Raw genomic sequence first — 16,056 nt, 5'->3', positions numbered from 1 at the left:
TTTCGTGGAGAGCCTCATGACGACTGTTCAAGAGCCGCCCGTTCACAACGCCCCCGCACCGCCCGTCCTGCCGCCCGCACCCCCCGCCGCGCAACCCGCCGCCGTACCGCCTCCCACCGCACCGCCGGTCCCGCCGCCCGCCGCGCCCCGGCGGGACCTGCGGGCGGGCGCGGCCGAGCTGCACGACCTCAAGGAACGCGCCCGCCGGGCCGGCGGCCCGCGCGGCACCGAGCAGCAGCACGCCCGGGGCAAGCTCACCGTCCACGAGCGGCTGGACCTGCTCTTCGACAAGGACTCCTTCACGGAGGTCGAGCCCCTGCGCCGGCACCGCGCCACCGGCTTCGGCCTGGAGGACCGAAGGCCCCACACGGACGGCGTCGTCACCGGCTGGGGCACCGTCCACGGGCGCACGGTCTTCGCCTACGCGCACGACTTCCGCATCTTCGGCGGTTCGCTCGGCGAGGCCCACGCCGAGAAGATCCACAAGGTGATGGACCTGGCCATCGCGGCGGGCGCGCCCCTCGTCGGACTGTGCGACGGTGCCGGGGCGCGGATCCAGGAGGGCGTCACCGCGCTCGCCGGCTACGGCGGCATCTTCCGCCGCAACGTCCAGGCGTCCGGCGTCATACCGCAGATCAGCGTCGTCCTCGGGCCCTGCGCCGGCGGTGCCGCCTACTCGCCCGCCCTCACCGACTTCGTCTTCATGGTGCGCGGCACCTCCCAGATGTTCATCACCGGCCCCGACGTGGTCCAGGCCGTGACGGGGGAGCGGATCGGCCACGACGGCCTCGGCGGGGCCGACGTGCACGCGAGCACCTCAGGGGTCGCCGGGTTCGCCTACGACGACGAGGAGGAGTGCCTCGCCGACGTCCGGCACCTGCTGTCCTTCCTGCCGTCCAACAACCGCGAGATGCCGCCCGTCGAACCGGCCGGTGACCCCGCCGACCGCCGCACCGAGGCCCTGCTCGACCTGGTGCCGGCCGATCCCGGCCGCTGGTACGACATGCGGGCCGTCATCGAGGAGATCGTCGACGACGGCGACCTCTTCGAGGTCCACGCCGGCTGGGCCGCCAACGTCATCTGCGCCTTCGCCCGGCTCGACGGCCACGTCGTCGGCATCGTGGCCAACCAGCCCGCCGTGCTCGCGGGCGTGCTGGACATCCGGGCGTCCGAGAAGGCGGCCCGCTTCGTCCAGACCTGTGACGCCTTCAGCATCCCCCTGGTCACCCTGCTCGACGTCCCCGGCTTCCTGCCCGGCGTCGACCAGGAGCACGGCGGCATCATCCGGCACGGGGCGAAACTGCTCTACGCCTACTGCAACGCCACGGTCCCGCGCGTCCAGCTCGTCGTGCGCAAGGCCTACGGCGGCGCCTACATCGTCATGGACTCCCGCTCGATCGGCGCGGACCTGTCCTTCGCGTGGCCGGGCAACGAGATCGCGGTGATGGGGGCGGAGGGTGCCGCCAACGTCATCTTCCGCCGCGAGATCGCGGCCTCGGACGACCCCGGCGCCACGCGCGCCGAGCGCATCCGCGCCTACCGCGAAGAGCTCATGCACCCTTACTACGCCGCCGAGCGGGGCCTGGTCGACGACGTCATCGATCCGGCCGAGACCCGGGCCGTCCTGGTCCGCTCGCTGGCCATGCTGCGGGCGAAGAGCGTGTCGCTCCCCGCCCGCAAGCACGGCAACCCCCCGATGTGACCGTTCGCAGCGACAGGAGACCCGCATGATCCGCATCGTCAAGGGCGAACCCGACGAGGCCGAGCTGGCCGCGGTCACCCTCGTCCTCCTCGCCGCCGCCCGCCGCACCCCGGACGCCGCGCCGGACGCGACGGCCGGCGAGACGCCCTGGGTCCGCGACGTGCGGCACCGCCGGAGCCTGCTGCCGCACGCCTTCGAGGGCGACGGCCGGCTCTGACGCGCCCGGTCCCCGGCCCGCCCCCCCTGGGCGGGCCGGGGACCGGGCCGCGGGTCAGCCCTTCAGCGGACCCTCGCAGACGAAGTCCGCCGAGCCCGCGGGGCGGCCGGACCAGATGTCGACCTTGCCGACGGAGCAGTTCATGTCGGCGAGGTTGGTGGAGCCCTTCTTCGCGCGGTCGAGGATGAAGTAGTCCACCGTCTCCGACATGTCCTTGAAGACCAGGTCGGCGTTGGCGGGGTCGCTCAGGTTGGCGGTGACCCGGCCCGTGCAGACGAAACGGGGACGTTCCCGGTCGCCGTTGGAGCGGCAGTCCGGCGCGGCGCCGCCGGTCGCGGCGGCGAAGGAGGTGCGGACCGCGCTCGCGGAGGAGTCCTTCAGCCGGTTCACGGGCGTGAACGTGGTGCTCGGCACGTACAGATCGGCGACCTTGGCGATCTGCTTGTCCAGGAAGGCGTCGTACGCGCGCTGCAGGGCCGCGTCCTTGCCCAGGCGGCTGCGCCAGGCGTCGAAGCCGGCCGGGTCGTTCGCCCGCTCGTAGCCGTACATCTCGCGCAGCAGCGAGGGGTGCTCGGTCCACAGGAACTCGAAGAACGTGCCGGCGTAGTTGTAGAAGCGGAAGCCGTCCCGGTCGTACTCGGCGTGCAGCAGCTGGTCCACGGTCATACGCGGCTTGCCGCCGGCCGTGTCGTTGATGATGCCCTGGACCAGGGACTTGCGCACGCGGACGCCGTCGTCGCGGGTGGAGCCGGCGAAGAACTCGGCCGTGCCCTCGTCCATCGCGGTGGTGCGGTCGCCCTGGTACCACGGGCCCTCGCCGAACAGACCGGGCACGGCCCAGCGGCCGTTGAGGTAGTGCGTGTACTCGTGGCGGAAGAGCTCCTCCAGCGTCAGCGTGGAGTCCTGCGGCACCCGGCGTTCGTAGGTGTAGAAGGTGGCGCCGTTCTCGATGTAGATGCCGCCGTTCTCGGTGCCCATGCCGGTGAGCAGCGGGTGGTAGATCTCGTAGTCGGAGCGGGAGGCGTACAGCACGATGTTGAGCGTGGCGTTGGTGTCGCCCGCCAGCGGCTTGTCCGTGCCGAGCACCCGGTGGAACTGGGCCTTGACCTGCTTGCTCGCGTAGTAGAGCTTGTCGACCGTGGCCCGGTCGAGGGCGGTGCGGACCTTGATGCCCCCGTTGTCGTAGGTGTAGGTGTTCGGGAACAGACGGCGCTCGATGTCCGCCTTGCACACGCCGTACTGCTTGCAGGCGCCGAACTCGTTCAGCCAGGTGACGACCTTGCCCCAGGGCTCGCTGCCGGTGCCGAAGTTGCGCGAGACGGTGTCCAGCAGGCCGCCGAGACCGGTGGTGATCTCGCTCTTGAGGGCGTCGATCTGGCCGAGGCGCCCGTACTCGCCGACCGCGTCGCGCACCACCCAGGCGTTGGGGGTGCCCTTGAGGTGGGTGAAGCCGGAGAAGGACTTCAGCAGCGCGCGGTAGGAGGGGTCGGCGGTCACCGCGGCCTGGAAGGCGGCGTCGTGGTTGCCGGTGTAGACGCCGAGGTAGCTCAGGGTCAGCGCGGCGACCGCGGGACCGCCCCAGGACGCGTCCTTGGCCGTCTGGGGGTGCGAGGCGTCCATGGTGGTCAGCACGCGCTTGATCAGCGGCAGCTGGTACTGGCGGACGCCCGGGGAGCTCGCCGCGTAGAGGGCCTCGCGCAGGGTCTCGGCGTTGGTGCGGGTGACGTCGAAGGTATGCGCGGCGTTGGCGTACGCCTGCACCGCGCGGCGCAGGGCGTCGGTGGTCGGCGCGTCGGTGAGGTCGATCTCGGAGTGCGAGAAGTCGTGGTAGCCCGCCGCGTGCAGATAGGTGAACATCTCCAGCAGGTTGCTGCCGTTCTTCCCGTCGTGCGCGGCGGCGATCCGCTCGATCCGGCGGGCGACGGCCTGGACGTTCGCCCGCGACATGACGGGCACCATCCGCTGGTCCCAGGTCCACAGGACGTCGCGCAGACAGCCGTCGGCGGTGACCGCCGGGTCGGCGAGGAAGTCGGCGAACTGCTCGGGCGCGAGGCCCTTGATGCCGTCGAGGGTGCAGGGCACCTTGGCGCCCTTGACGTCGGCGTGGGGCGCCAGCGCCTTGGCGCCGCCGGCCTTCGCCTTCTCCTTGCCGGGGCCGGGGACGTGCCCGCCGGTCACGCCGCCGGGCGCGGTGGGGGACTGGATGGCCGGCTGCGGGGCGTCGGCCAGGCGCTCGACCTCGTCGAAGGGGTTCGGCGCGGTGGCGGCCGAAGCGGGCGCGGCCGGCGCGGGCTTGGCGGCCGGGACGGGGCCGCCGGGGGACGCGTAGCCGTACTGGAAGGCCGTGACACCCACCGTGACCGCTATGGCGCCGGTGAGCAGGGCTCCGCGCACGGTTCTGCGCGTGGTTCTGGAAGACACCGATGACTCCCGTGGGGTAGGAGGTGTGAGGGGTGCGCGCAGCTGTCGACGGCGCGCGGAGGACGACGCATCGGGGCAGGGACTGCCGTGTGAGGGATGTGACGTGGGGGGTCGATGCGCCTCGTGTGATCCGTAACGTAGTAATGTGAAATGGCACTGACAAGCCCTGGGAGGCCCGCGGATCTGTCGGGAGCCTCACACGGAAAAACCGTTATCCGGCCGCCAACTGCGCGGAATCCGGGTGCCGTTCGCGCCAGCGCGCGTACACCGGGCTCGCGGCGCACGTCGCCAGATAGCCCGCGCCGACCTCGCGCACCAGCCGGTCGCCGTGTGCGGCCAGCGGGCCGTCGCGGTGCCAGGCCAGGACGTGCCGGTACCACAGCGGGTTCCCCGCGAGGGGCCGCACGGCCACACCCGGCACCTCGATGAAGGTCGCCTGGCACAGGCTGACGGCCAGCCCCGCCCGGACGAGTTCGATCAGCTGCCGGCCCTCCGCCTCGTAGGGTGTGTGCGGCTGACGACCCGTCATCGCGAAGACGGTGGACCAGTACTCGCGGGTGCGGTCGCCGTCCGGCCGGGGCACGGCCCAGTCCTCCCCGATGAGATGGCCCAGGCCCACCTCCTCCCGGGCCGCCAGCGGATGGGAGGCCGGCAGCAGGGCGAAGACGGGCTCGGTGACCAGCGGCCGCAGCTCCACACCCGCCGGCGGCGGAAGCTCCCGGCCGGGATTGTCCCCGACGATCGCCGCCTCCAGCCGCTCCGCCGCCAGATCCTCCAGCAACGGCACCGGCGAGCTCCGGCACCGCGCCGTCACCTCCGCGCCGGGCAGCGCCGCCCGTACCGCCGGCACGAGATGGCCCAGCAGCGGGGCACCCACCGAACCGAGCCGGACGCGGTCCGGCGTGGTCCGTCGGCGCGCGGCGCGCGCGGTGTCGGCCAGCAGCCCGTCGATCCCCGGCAGGATGGCCCGCGCCCGGCCGAGCACCAGCTCACCGAACGACGTCGCCACCACGCCGGAGTTCCGGCGCTCGAAGAGCGTCCCGCCCAGCATGCCCTCGATCCGCCGCAACTGGGCGCTGAGGGCGGGCTGGGTCATGCGCAGCGAGGCGGCGGCGCGCGTGAGGCTTCCCGCCTCCTCGATCGCGCACACCACCCGCAGATGGCGCAGCTCGAGATCCATGCGTATCACCCGGCCCCGTACCGCCGCGGGGCGGCGGAGGTGCCCTGGATCCCCCCATGGAATCCAGGGCACCGGCGTGCCGGGCGCCGTCCGGCGCTCAGGCCGCCTCCGGGAAGTGGCAGGCCACTTCCCGGCCCTCGCCCGGTGACGCGATCCGCAGCAGCGGAGCCTCACGGCGGCAGATCTCCCGCGCCTTGGGACAGCGCGGATGGAACGTACAGCCGGGCGGGGGCGACGCGGGGCTCGGCGGATCGCCGAGCAGCGTGATCCGCTCGCGCGTCCGCTCCGCCGCCGGATCCGGCAGCGGAACGGCCGAGAGCAGGGCACGCGTATAGGGATGGGCGGGGGAGCCGTAGACCGTCTCCTTGTCGCCGACCTCGACGATCCGCCCCAGGTACATCACCGCGACCCGGTCGCACACCCGCTTCACCACCGACAGGTCGTGCGCGATGAAGAGATAGGCCAGCCCCAGCTCCCGCTGCAACCGCTCCATCAGATTGACGATCTGCGCCTGCACGGAGACGTCGAGGGCCGAGACCGGCTCGTCGGCGACGATCAGCCGGGGGCCGGTGGCCAGCGACCGGGCGATGCCGATGCGCTGCGCCTGCCCACCGGAGAATTCGTGCGGATAGCGGTCGATGTGCTCCGGGATGAGCCCGACCAGCTCCATCAGCTCCGCCGCCCGCCGCCGCGCCTCCGCCGCCGACGCGCCCTGGACCAGCAGCGGGTCGGCGATGATCCGGGCCACGGTCTGGCGCGGGTTGAGCGAGGAGTGCGGGTCCTGGAAGACCATCTGCAGCTCCCGCCGGAGCGGCTTGAGCCGGCGCTGCCCCAGATGGCTGATGTCCCGGCCGTCGTAGCTGATGGAACCGGCGGTGGGCTCCAGGAGCCGTACGATCATGCGGCCCGTGGTGGACTTCCCGCAGCCGGACTCCCCGACCAGCCCCAGGGTCTCGCCCGCGGCGACGTCGAAGGAGACGCCGTCGACCGCCCGGACCGGGGCCGAGCGGCCCCGCCGGCCCGGGAAGGTCATCGTCACGTCCCGGACGGACAGCAGGGGTTCGGCGGTCGCGGTCATCGGGAGCCTCCGCGGGCGTGGGCAGCGGTGTGCAGGGAAAGGTGGCAGGCGACCAGATGCCCGTTGGAGGGGAGGAGCTCGGGCCGGGTGCCCTCACAGCGCCCCCGCTCCGCGGCGGTCGCGGCGGCGGCCGTGGGGCAGCGCGGCGCGAAGGCGCACCCGGGGGAGGGGGTCAGCAGGGAGGGCGGGCTGCCGGGGATCGCCCGCAGCGGCGCGTCGTCGCTGTCGTCGAGACGGGGCAGCGAGTCCAGCAGGCCCCGGGTGTACGGGTGGGCGGGATCGGCGAACAGGGCGTCCACCGGGGCCTGTTCGGCCGCCCGGCCCCCGTACATCACCAGGACGTCCCGGGCGACGCGGGCGACCACCCCGAGGTCGTGCGTGATCATCACGACGGCGAGACCCCGTTCCTCCTGCAACCGGGCGATCAGCTCCAGGATCTGGGCCTGGACGGTGACGTCGAGGGCGGTGGTCGGCTCGTCGGCGATGAGCAGATCGGGTTCGCAGGCCAGCGCCATGGCGATCATCACGCGCTGGCGCATGCCGCCGGAGAACTGGTGCGGATACTCGCCCACCCGCCGCGCGGGCTCCGGGATGCCGACCTCGCCGAGCATCTCGACGGCCCGCCTGCGGGCCGCCGCGCGGCCCGAGCCGAAGTGCACGCGATGGTGTTCGGCGATCTGCTCGCCCACCGTGTAGTAGGGATGCAGGCTGGACAGCGGATCCTGGAAGATCATCGCCATGCGGCGGCCGCGCAGCCGGTTCAGCTCCCGCTCCGGCAGCCCGACCAGCTCCCGCCCGTCGAGCTCGATCGAGCCGCCGACCTCGGCGCCGGTGTGCAGACCCATCACGGCCAGCGAGGTGACGGACTTCCCGGAGCCGGACTCGCCGACGATGCCGAGCGTCTCCCCCCGGCGCACCGTGAAATCCAGGGAATCCACGGCCCGCACGGGACCGCGCCGGGTGGGGAAGGTGACGGTCAGGCCCCTGACGGACAGCAGGGGCGGCCGGTCTTCGGCGGCCATCAGTACCTCACTCGCGGGTCGACGACGGCGTAGAGCAGGTCGACGGCCAGGTTGGCGACGACGATGAAGGTGGCGGCCATCAGCGTGACCCCGAGGATGACCGGCTGGTCCCCGGTCGACAGCGCGCCGTAGAAGAGCCGTCCGATGCCCGGGAGCCCGAAGATGGACTCGGTGATGACCGCGCCCGCGAGCAGACCGCCCAGGTCCATGCCGAAGATCGTCAGGATCGGGGTCATGCCCGCCCGCAGCCCGTGCTTGACGACGACGCTGCGCCGCGGCAGGCCCTTGGCGCGGGCGGTGCGGATGAACGGTTCCGCCATCGTCTCGATCATCGAACTGCGGCTCTGCCGCGCGTACATGGCGGCGTACAGCACGGCCAGCGCCAGCCACGGCAGGAGCAGGTTCGACGCCCAGTGCGCCGGGTCCTCGCCGAAGGGCACGTACTGCGGGTAGGGCAGCAGGCCGGCCACCCGGATGAGCCCGTAGATGAGCATCATCGAGGTGAAGTAGACCGGCAGCGACGCGGCGGCCACGGCCCCGACCATCAGGGCCCGGTCGGTGAACGTGTCCTTGCGCAGCGCCGCGGTGACACCGGCGGACAGGCCGAGCACCAGCCAGAGCACGGCCGCGCCCAGCGCGAGCGAGGCGGAGACGGGCAGCCGGTCCATCAGCAGGTCCCAGACGGCCTCGGAGTTCTCGTACGAGTAGCCGAGGCAGGGGAACGCGCAGTGCAGGGCGTACTGGCCGCTGCCCATGGTGCGGCCGGTGAAGATGCCGGTGACGAAGTCCGCGAACTGCCGCCACAGCGGCTCGTCGAGGCCCATGTGGGCGCGGATCGCCGCCAGCCGTTCCACGCTGCACGACTTGCCGCAGGCGGCGGCCGCCGGGTCGGAGGGCAGGACGTAGAAGATGGTGAAGGTGACGGCGGCGATGGCGAGGAGCACCCCGATGACGCCGAGGAGCCGGCGCCCGATGTAGAGGATCATGCGCGGCCGCTCCTCGGGTCGAGGACGTCGCGCAGGGCGTCACCGAGCAGGGTGAAGGCGAGCACGGTCAGGAACAGGCAGGTGCTCGGGATGACGAAGTACATGGGGTCCGTGTCGTAGAAGGCGACGCTCTCGGCGATCATCTGCCCCCAGGAGGGGGTGGGCGGGCGGACGCCGACGCCCAGATAGCTCAGGGCCGCCTCGGTGGCGATCATGCCGGGGATGATCAGGGTGGTGTAGGCGATGACGGGCCCGGAGACGCCGGGCAGGATGTCCCGGGTGAGGATCCGCCAGGGCCCGGAGCCGCCCACGCGGGCGGCGTCCACGTACTCGCGGTGCTTGAGCGAGAGGGTCTGGCCGCGGACGACACGGGCCACACCGGGCCAGCCGAACAGCCCGATGACGGCGGTCATCAGCAGGACCCGGTTGACGTCCTTGGCCACCGACATCATCGCGATCATGAAGATGAGGGAGGGGAAGGACATGGTGAGGTCCATCAGCCGGGAGAGCACGGCGTCGGTGCGGCCGCCGAAGTAGCCGGCCGCGATGCCGGCCGCCGTGCCGGCGATCACGACGATGGCGGTGGCGGTCAGGGCGATGAGCAGCGAGACCTGGGCGCCGTGGACGACCCGGGCGAACAGGTCGCGGCCGGTGACGGGTTCCACGCCGAGCCAGTGGTCGGCGGAGATGCCGCCGAGCGGGCCGAGGGGCTGGCCGCCGAGGTAGGGGTCGACGGCGGACTTGTCGAACTCGTCGGGGGACCAGCCGGCGAGCGAGCTCAGCAGCGGGGCGCCCGCCGCCATGAGGAGGAAGAGGACGACGACGGCGAGGGAGATCTTCACGGAGGGGCGGCGGAGCAGTTCCGCGCGGGCGAGCCGCCAGGGGCCGCTGCCCGCGGGGACGGCCGTCGCGGGGGGTGTCGTGGTGGTCATGGTGTGAGCGGCCTCAGCCCTGGCTCTTCGACGGGTCCTTGAGGCCGACCGTGGCGTAGTCGAGCTGGCCGCCGAAGGAGGTGTGACCGTAGGCGCCCGCGATGTTGGTGCCGAGCACCAGCGGCCAGCGGCGGACCAGCACCGGGACGGCCGGTGCCTTGGCGAGGATCTCCCCGTCCAGCTGCTGCCAGGCCTGCGCCGCCTGCTGGGGGTCGGTCATGGCGGAGATCTCGTCCATCCGCTTCATGGTCGCCTCGTCGCGGAAGAGCGAGTGGTTGCCCGAGTTGCCCTTCTCCTTGATGTAGCGGCCGTCGAAGACGAAGGGCAGGAAGGTGGAGCCGGAGGGGTAGTCCGGGCACCAGCCGGTGTACACCATGTCGGTGCGGTTCTTGGTGTCGCCGATGGTGGCGTAGAACGCGGACGGGTCCACGGTCTCGATGATGACCTTGATACCGGCCTTGGCCAGGGACTGCTGTATCGCCTCGGCCCGGCTCTTGTCCCCGGACGAGACCGTGATCTTCGTGGAGAAGCCGTCCGGCTTGCCGGCCTCCTTGAGCAGCTCCTTGGCCTTGGCGGCGTCCCCGGTGGCGGGGATCCTGAGGGTGTCCGGCTGCTTGCCGCCGAAGAGCGTGGCCGGCATGTAGGCGGTCGACGGGTCGTTGAAGGCGGGGCCGCCAGAGGCTGTGAGGACGGCGTCGCGGTCGAGCGCGTACTGCACCGCCTGGCGCACCTTGACGTTGTCGAACGGGGCCCGCTGGGTGTCCATCTGCACCATGTCGGTGCAGTTCTGGGACTCGGCGAGCAGCCGCGCCCGCACCTCCGCGCTGGGCAGCACCTTGGCGGCGCTCTCGGGCCGCAGGGCGTACCAGGGGACGGCCGAGGAGTCGGGGCCCTGGCTGGCGATGAGGCGGTCGTCGATCTGGTTGGCCTTCAGGCCCATGACGACGACCACCTTGTCCGGGTACGCCTTGCGGACCTCGTCGGTCTTCGGGTCCCACTGGTCGTTGCGGACCAGGACCAGCTTCTTGCCCCGGTCGTAGGAGTCGACCTTGTAGGGGCCGGAGGAGAACGGCCGGTTGTCGTACTGCGGCCCCTTGTCCCGGGGCTGGGGCACGGGCGCGAAGGTGGGCATGACGGTGGCGTTGGCGAACTCGGCGAAGGGCTTGCGCAGCTCGAAGACGATGGTGTGGTCGTCCGGGGTCTTGATCGAGTCCAGGTGCTTGCCCTGGGCCGGGCCCTGGTAGCCCTCGGCGCCGGCGAGGTAGCGGGCCGCGTAGTCGGAACCGCCGGGCAGGTCGGGGGAGAAGGACCGCTCCACGTTGTACTTGACGTCCTGGGCGGTGACGGGCGTGCCGTCCTCGTACTTCACGCCCTGCTTGAGGTGGAACGTCCAGGTCCTGGCGTCGTTCGAGGGGGTGCCGAGGTCGGTGGCGAGGTCGGGGACCAGCTTGCCGCCGTCGTTGCCGGGCGAGGACTTGTAGGTCACCAGGGTGCGGTAGAGCAGCCGGGTGCCGAAGTCCATCTCGCTCATGACCCAGTTGCGGGCCGGGTCGAGGTGCGTGAAGTCCTGGTTGGACAGCACCGTGAGGGTGCCGCCCCGCTGCGGCGTGCCGCCGACCACGGAGCCCACGTTGGCGGCGGCCGGGTTCTTGCCGCCGTCCTGGCCGCCGCCCCCTCCCGCGTGCTTCCCGCCGGAACAGCCGGCCGCTCCGAGGGCGAGGGAGGCCACCACGGCGGTGGCGAGGGCGGTGGAGGTGCGCTTGTTCATCAGTGGTCACTCCGTGAACAGTCGAACAGCCGGCAGCCGAACCGCTGGCTGAAATGTGACCCGTAACATAGTAATGTGAAATTGCACTGACAAGGTGCCAGCAACTCCGTTATCCACCTGTGTCCGAGGAGGAGTCCGTGACCGAACCCACCGCCGCCCCGATCCGCACCATGAGTCACGACCTGCCCGTTTCCAATGAGTTCGAGGCGTTCATGGCGGGCGGCTGGGCGGCCACCCCGCTCCCGGGCGAGCTGCGGCTGCCCGTGGCCGGTGCCGCCGCCGCGCGCCGCGCGAAGCTGTCCGCGCTCTTCCCGGGCGAACGGCTGATCGTCCCCGCGGGGGAGCTGAAGGTCCGCTCCAACGACTGCGACTACCGCTTCCGCCCGCACAGCGCCTACGCCTGGCTGACCGGCCTGACCGGTGAGGAGCAGGCCGGCCACGTCCTGGTCCTGGAGCCCGACGGTCCGCACCGGCACGAGGCGGTGCTCCACCTGCGGCCGCGCTCGCCGCGCGACGGCGGGGAGTTCTACCGCGACCGGCGCTACGGCGAGTTCTGGGTCGGTCGCCGCCCCGACCTCGCCGAGGCCGAGCGCATGACCGGCATCCGCTGCGTCCGCCTGGACGACGCGGACCGGCTGCCGCCCGGCCGCGACGCCTCCCGCGACGGCGAACTCGCCACCGCCCTGAGCGAACTGCGGCTCGTCAAGGACGCCTGGGAGGTCGAGCAGCTGCAACTCGCCGTCGACCACACCACCGCCGGCTTCGAGGACGTCGTCCGCGCACTGCCCCGCGCGCTGGCCCATCCGCGCGGCGAGCGGTGGATCGAGGGCGTCTTCGGGCTGCGCGCCCGCGCCGAGGGCAACGGCACCGGCTACGAGACCATCGCCGCGTCCGGCGCGCACGCCTGCGTCCTGCACTGGATACGCAACGACGGCCGGCTCGACCCCCGGGACCTGCTGCTCCTGGACGCCGGCGTGGAGACCGACACCCTCTACACCGCCGACATCACCCGCACCCTGCCGCTCTCCGGGCGCTTCTCGCCCGTCCAGCGACAGGTCTACGAGCTCGTCCTCGCCGCCCAGGAGGCCGGCATCGCCGCGCTCAAGCCCGGCGCGAGCTTTCGCGACTTCCACCGGGCCGGCATGCGCGTCATCGCCGAGGGCCTCGCGGAGTGGGGTGTGCTGGCCGACGCCGAGGGCGACTTCCACCGCCGCTACACCCTCTGCAGCAGCGGGCACATGCTCGGCCTGGACGTCCACGACTGCGCCCAGGCGCGCGCCGACGCCTATCTCGACGGTGTCCTGGAGGAGGGGCAGGTGCTCACCGTCGAGCCCGGGCTCTACCTCCAGCCGGACGACGAGACGCTCCCCGCCGAACTGCGCGGCATCGGCGTGCGCATCGAGGACGACCTGGTCATCACCGCCGACGGCGCCCGCCTGATGTCCGGGGCGCTGCCCCGCACCCCGGACGGGATCGAGGCGTGGATGGGAGAGTTGACCGAGGGCCGGTGAACCGGCGCCCCGGGACGGGACGGTCTGGACCAGGCTCGACCGGCTCTTGGCAGCGGCCAGTGCAATGTGAAATATTACTGACGTGCCCATGAGCAACTCCTCGGACGTCATCGTCGTCGGAGCGGGCGTGGTCGGCGCCGCCTGCGCCTACTATGCCGCCCGCTCCGGCCTCTCCGTCACCGTGATCGACCGCGGCCCCGTCGCCGGCGGGACCACGGGGGCCGGCGAGGGCAACCTGCTGGTCTCCGACAAGGAACCGGGCCCCGAGCTCGAACTGGCCCTGCTCTCCACCCGGCTGTGGCGGGAGCTGGCCGAAGAGCTCCCGGCGCGGATCGAGTACGAGGCCAAGGGCGGCCTGGTCGTGGCCTCCACCGGCGCCGGGATCGGCGCGCTGCGCGACTTCGCGGCGGCCCAGGCCAAGGAGGGCGTCACGGCCGAGGAGGTCCCGGCGGACCGGCTGCACGACCTCGAGCCGCACCTCGCCCAGGACCTCGCCGGCGGCTTCCACTACCCCCAGGACGCCCAGGTCCAGCCCGCCCTCGCCGCCGCCCACCTGCTGCGCGCCTCGGGCGCCCGGGTGCGCACCGGCGAGGAGGTCACCGCCGTCCTCACCGGGGCCGGCGGCGAGGTGTGCGGCGTGCGCACACCGGCCGGTGTCCACCACGCCCCGTACGTGGTGAACGCCGCCGGCACCTGGGGCGCCGAGGTGGCCCGGCTCGCCGGGTCGCTGCTGCCCGTCCTGCCGCGCCGCGGCTTCGTCCTCGTCACCGAACCCCTGCCGCGCGTCGTGCGGCACAAGGTCTACGCCGCGGACTACGTCGCCGACGTGGCCAGTGGCTCAGCGGCCCTGCAGACCTCGGCCGTGGTCGAGGGCACCCCGGCGGGCCCGGTCCTCATCGGTGCCAGCCGCGAACGGGTCGGCTTCGACCGCACCCTGTCGACGGAGGTGCTCCGCCGCCTCGCCGACCGGGCCACCGCCCTTTTCCCGGTGCTGGCCGGAGTGCGCGCGATGCGCACCTACGCCGGCTTCCGTCCCTACCTGCCGGACCACCTGCCCGCGATCGGCGCCGACCCGCACGTGCCCGGACTGCTGCACGCCTGCGGCCACGAGGGCGCGGGCATCGGGCTGGCCCCGGCCACCGGACTGGCCGTGGCACGCCTGCTGACCGGCGACGAACCGCCGCTGGACGTACGGCCCTTCCACCCCGGGCGCTTCACCGACGCCGCCTGAGCCCCGCGTCCCCCGTTCTCCGTCCGATTCCCGAGAGGAGTCCGCAGTGGCCCGTACCCCCGCCGACCTGGTAGGGGCGGAGCCCGGCCCGCCGTTCGAGATCACCTTCGACGGCCGTCCGGTCACCGCCCTGCCCGGCCAGACCGTCGCCGCCGCGCTGTGGGGGGCCGGCATCCTCGCCTGGCGCACCACGCGCGCCGGCGGCCGCCCGCGCGGCGCCTTCTGCGGCATCGGACAGTGCTACGACTGCCTCGCCACCGTCAACGGGCAGCCCAACAGACGGGCCTGCCTCGTCCCCGCCCGGCCCGGCGACGCGATCACCACCCAGGAAGGACACGGCCATGCCGACCTCGCCGTCTGAGCCGTACGACCTCGCGGTGGTCGGCGCCGGACCCGCCGGCCTCGCCGGTGCCGTCGCCGCCTCCCGGCTCGGGCTCTCGGTCGCGCTCCTCGACGCGGCCGACCGGCCCGGCGGCCAGTTCTTCCGGCACCCCGCCCCGGGCCTGGGCGCCGCACGGCCCCAGGCGCTGCACCACGACTGGGCCGCCTTCGCCGACCTGCGGCGCCGCCTGGAGGCGAGCGACGCCGACCACCTGGCCGCCCACCACGTGTGGACCGTGACCCGGGACGGCGACGACGAGTGGAGCGTGCACGCCCTCACCGGCGACGACGCCGACGGCGGCACCCCCGTCCGGGTACGGGCCCGTGCGGTCCTCCTGGCCACCGGCGCCTACGAGCGGCAACTGCCCTTCCCGGGCTGGACCCTGCCGGGCGTCGTGGGGGCCGGCGGTGCCCAGGCCATGCTCAAGTCCGGGCTCGTGCTGCCCGGACGGCGTGTCGTCGTCGCCGGCAGCGGACCGCTGCTGCTCGCCGTCGCCTCCTCGCTCGCCACCGCCGGTGCGCACGTCCCGGCAGTGGTCGAGGCGTCCGGCTACCTCGGCTACGCCCGCCACCCGCGCGCCCTCGCCGTCAACCCGCACAAGGCGCTCGAAGCCGCGGTCCACGGCGCCGTGCTGCTGCGCCACCGCGTGCCGCTGCGCACCCGCAGCGCCGTCACCCAGGTGCACGGCACCGACCGCGTGGAGGCCGTCACCGTCTCCCGGCTCGACCGCCACTGGCGGCCCGTACCCGGCACCGGCCGCCGCATCGCCTGCGACGCGCTCGCCGTCGGGCACGGGCTGGTACCGCAGATCGAACTCGCCACGGGACTCGGCTGCGCCACCCGCCGCACCCCCGACGGCACCCTCGCCCTCGCCCTGGACGGGCTGCAGGAGACCTCCGTCCCCGGCCTGTGGGCCGCGGGGGAGACCGGCGGGGTCGGCGGCTGGCAGCTCGCCCGCGCCGAGGGCGAGCTGGCCGGCATCGCGGTGGCCGCCCGGCTGCAGGGCCGGCCCGCCCTCACCACGACCGGGCGCGGGCGCGAACTGCGCCGCCGGCGCGACCGGATGCGCGCCTTCGCCGACGCCATGGCCGCTGCCCACGCCCCCGGCCCCGGCTGGGACGCGTGGCTCGCCGACGACACGGACGTCTGCCGCTGCGAAGAGGTCACCGCGGGCCGGATCCGCGAGGCCGTCACCGGCTTCGGAGCCCGCGACGCGCGGACGGTCAAGCTCCTCACCCGGGCCGGCATGGGCTGGTGCCAGGGCCGGATGTGCGGAGCCGCCGTGGCCTGCCTCGCCGCCTCCGGTACGGCGGAGGGGACCGTACCGCCGTCGGCGGAACGCAGACCGCTCGCCGTGCCGGTCCCGCTCGGGGTGCTGGGCGCCCTCGACGAGCAGGACACGACCGAGCCCGCCGGATAGACCACCCGAGAGACCGTCAACCGGGCGGTGCGGCCGCCCGCTTGCGGGTGCCGCACCGCATCAATGAAATGTCACACAGCACAGAAGGGCCATCGGCATGACCGCCACCACCTCCTCCTGGAACACCGACCGCCCCTGGCGCGGCATCATGGTCGCCACCGCGCTGCCGCTGCGCGAGGACCTCTCCGTCGACCACGACGCCTACG

General features: G+C 73.1%; 13 protein-coding genes and 1 pseudogene. 7 read left to right on the top strand and 7 right to left on the bottom strand.

Annotation, left to right across the window (positions count from 1 at the left end):
- The first annotated feature begins 16 nt into the window (after nt 1–16).
- The gene (locus AB0K09_RS04495) at nt 17–1,702 is read left to right on the top strand and encodes an acyl-CoA carboxylase subunit beta (protein WP_366063777.1); all 1,686 of its coding nucleotides are present in this window, start codon (nt 17–19) and stop codon (nt 1,700–1,702) included.
- A gap of 25 nt (nt 1,703–1,727) precedes the next feature.
- On the top strand, nt 1,728–1,919 hold the full coding sequence (locus AB0K09_RS04490) for an acyl-CoA carboxylase subunit epsilon (RefSeq protein WP_366063775.1): 192 nt from the start codon (nt 1,728–1,730) through the stop codon (nt 1,917–1,919).
- Nucleotides 1,920–1,973: 54 nt separating this feature from the next.
- Here the strand turns inward: AB0K09_RS04490 and AB0K09_RS04485 are convergent, their stop codons facing one another.
- The 7 genes from AB0K09_RS04485 to AB0K09_RS04455 all read right to left on the bottom strand — a co-directional run bounded on the left by AB0K09_RS04485 (nt 1,974) and on the right by AB0K09_RS04455 (nt 11,306).
- Nucleotides 1,974–4,340 carry a collagenase gene (locus AB0K09_RS04485; protein ID WP_366063773.1) on the bottom strand — a complete coding sequence of 789 codons (2,367 nt, stop codon included), beginning with the start codon at nt 4,338–4,340 and terminating at the stop codon, nt 1,974–1,976.
- A gap of 211 nt (nt 4,341–4,551) precedes the next feature.
- On the bottom strand, nt 4,552–5,520 hold the full coding sequence (locus AB0K09_RS04480) for a LysR family transcriptional regulator (protein WP_366063771.1): 969 nt from the start codon (nt 5,518–5,520) through the stop codon (nt 4,552–4,554).
- Between the two features lie 97 nt (nt 5,521–5,617).
- Entirely contained in the window at nt 5,618–6,598 is a 981-nt protein-coding gene (locus tag AB0K09_RS04475) for an ABC transporter ATP-binding protein (RefSeq protein WP_366063769.1), read from the bottom strand.
- On the bottom strand, nt 6,595–7,620 hold the full coding sequence (locus AB0K09_RS04470) for an ABC transporter ATP-binding protein (protein WP_366063768.1): 1,026 nt from the start codon (nt 7,618–7,620) through the stop codon (nt 6,595–6,597). The genes AB0K09_RS04475 and AB0K09_RS04470 overlap by 4 nt, the downstream gene beginning before the upstream one ends.
- Nucleotides 7,620–8,606 (bottom strand): ABC transporter permease, encoded by a 987-nt coding sequence (locus AB0K09_RS04465; RefSeq protein ID WP_366063767.1) that lies wholly within the window; start codon nt 8,604–8,606, stop codon nt 7,620–7,622. The genes AB0K09_RS04470 and AB0K09_RS04465 overlap by 1 nt, the downstream gene beginning before the upstream one ends.
- Nucleotides 8,603–9,538 carry an ABC transporter permease gene (locus tag AB0K09_RS04460; protein ID WP_366063766.1) on the bottom strand — a complete coding sequence of 312 codons (936 nt, stop codon included), beginning with the start codon at nt 9,536–9,538 and terminating at the stop codon, nt 8,603–8,605. The genes AB0K09_RS04465 and AB0K09_RS04460 overlap by 4 nt, the downstream gene beginning before the upstream one ends.
- A gap of 13 nt (nt 9,539–9,551) precedes the next feature.
- Nucleotides 9,552–11,306: an ABC transporter substrate-binding protein gene (locus tag AB0K09_RS04455; RefSeq protein WP_366063765.1), complete on the bottom strand. Its 1,755-nt coding sequence runs from the start codon at nt 11,304–11,306 to the stop codon at nt 9,552–9,554.
- Between the two features lie 170 nt (nt 11,307–11,476).
- On the opposite strand from AB0K09_RS04455, the gene AB0K09_RS04450 reads away from it, so the two are divergent.
- The 5 genes and pseudogenes from AB0K09_RS04450 to AB0K09_RS04430 form a co-directional block, all read left to right on the top strand.
- Nucleotides 11,477–12,817, top strand: a complete 1,341-nt coding sequence (locus tag AB0K09_RS04450; RefSeq protein WP_366063804.1) for an aminopeptidase P family protein — start codon at nt 11,477–11,479, stop codon at nt 12,815–12,817.
- 82 nt (nt 12,818–12,899) lie between these two features.
- Nucleotides 12,900–14,048 carry an FAD-dependent oxidoreductase gene (locus AB0K09_RS04445; RefSeq protein WP_366063764.1) on the top strand — a complete coding sequence of 383 codons (1,149 nt, stop codon included), beginning with the start codon at nt 12,900–12,902 and terminating at the stop codon, nt 14,046–14,048.
- Between the two features lie 46 nt (nt 14,049–14,094).
- Nucleotides 14,095–14,409: a (2Fe-2S)-binding protein gene (locus AB0K09_RS04440; protein WP_366063763.1), complete on the top strand. Its 315-nt coding sequence runs from the start codon at nt 14,095–14,097 to the stop codon at nt 14,407–14,409.
- Entirely contained in the window at nt 14,390–15,850 is a 1,461-nt protein-coding gene (locus AB0K09_RS04435) for an NAD(P)/FAD-dependent oxidoreductase (protein WP_366063762.1), read from the top strand. Before AB0K09_RS04440 ends, AB0K09_RS04435 begins: the two co-directional genes overlap by 20 nt.
- A gap of 97 nt (nt 15,851–15,947) precedes the next feature.
- A pseudogene (locus tag AB0K09_RS04430) lies at nt 15,948–16,056 on the top strand (dihydrodipicolinate synthase family protein); the annotation flags it as partial.

The sequence above is a fragment of the Streptomyces sp. NPDC049577 genome (genome assembly GCF_040675635.1).
In the GTDB taxonomy this organism is placed as follows: domain Bacteria; phylum Actinomycetota; class Actinomycetes; order Streptomycetales; family Streptomycetaceae; genus Streptomyces.
Note: the sequence above shows the minus strand (reverse complement) of the source record. Positions and strands in the feature narration are given on the sequence as shown.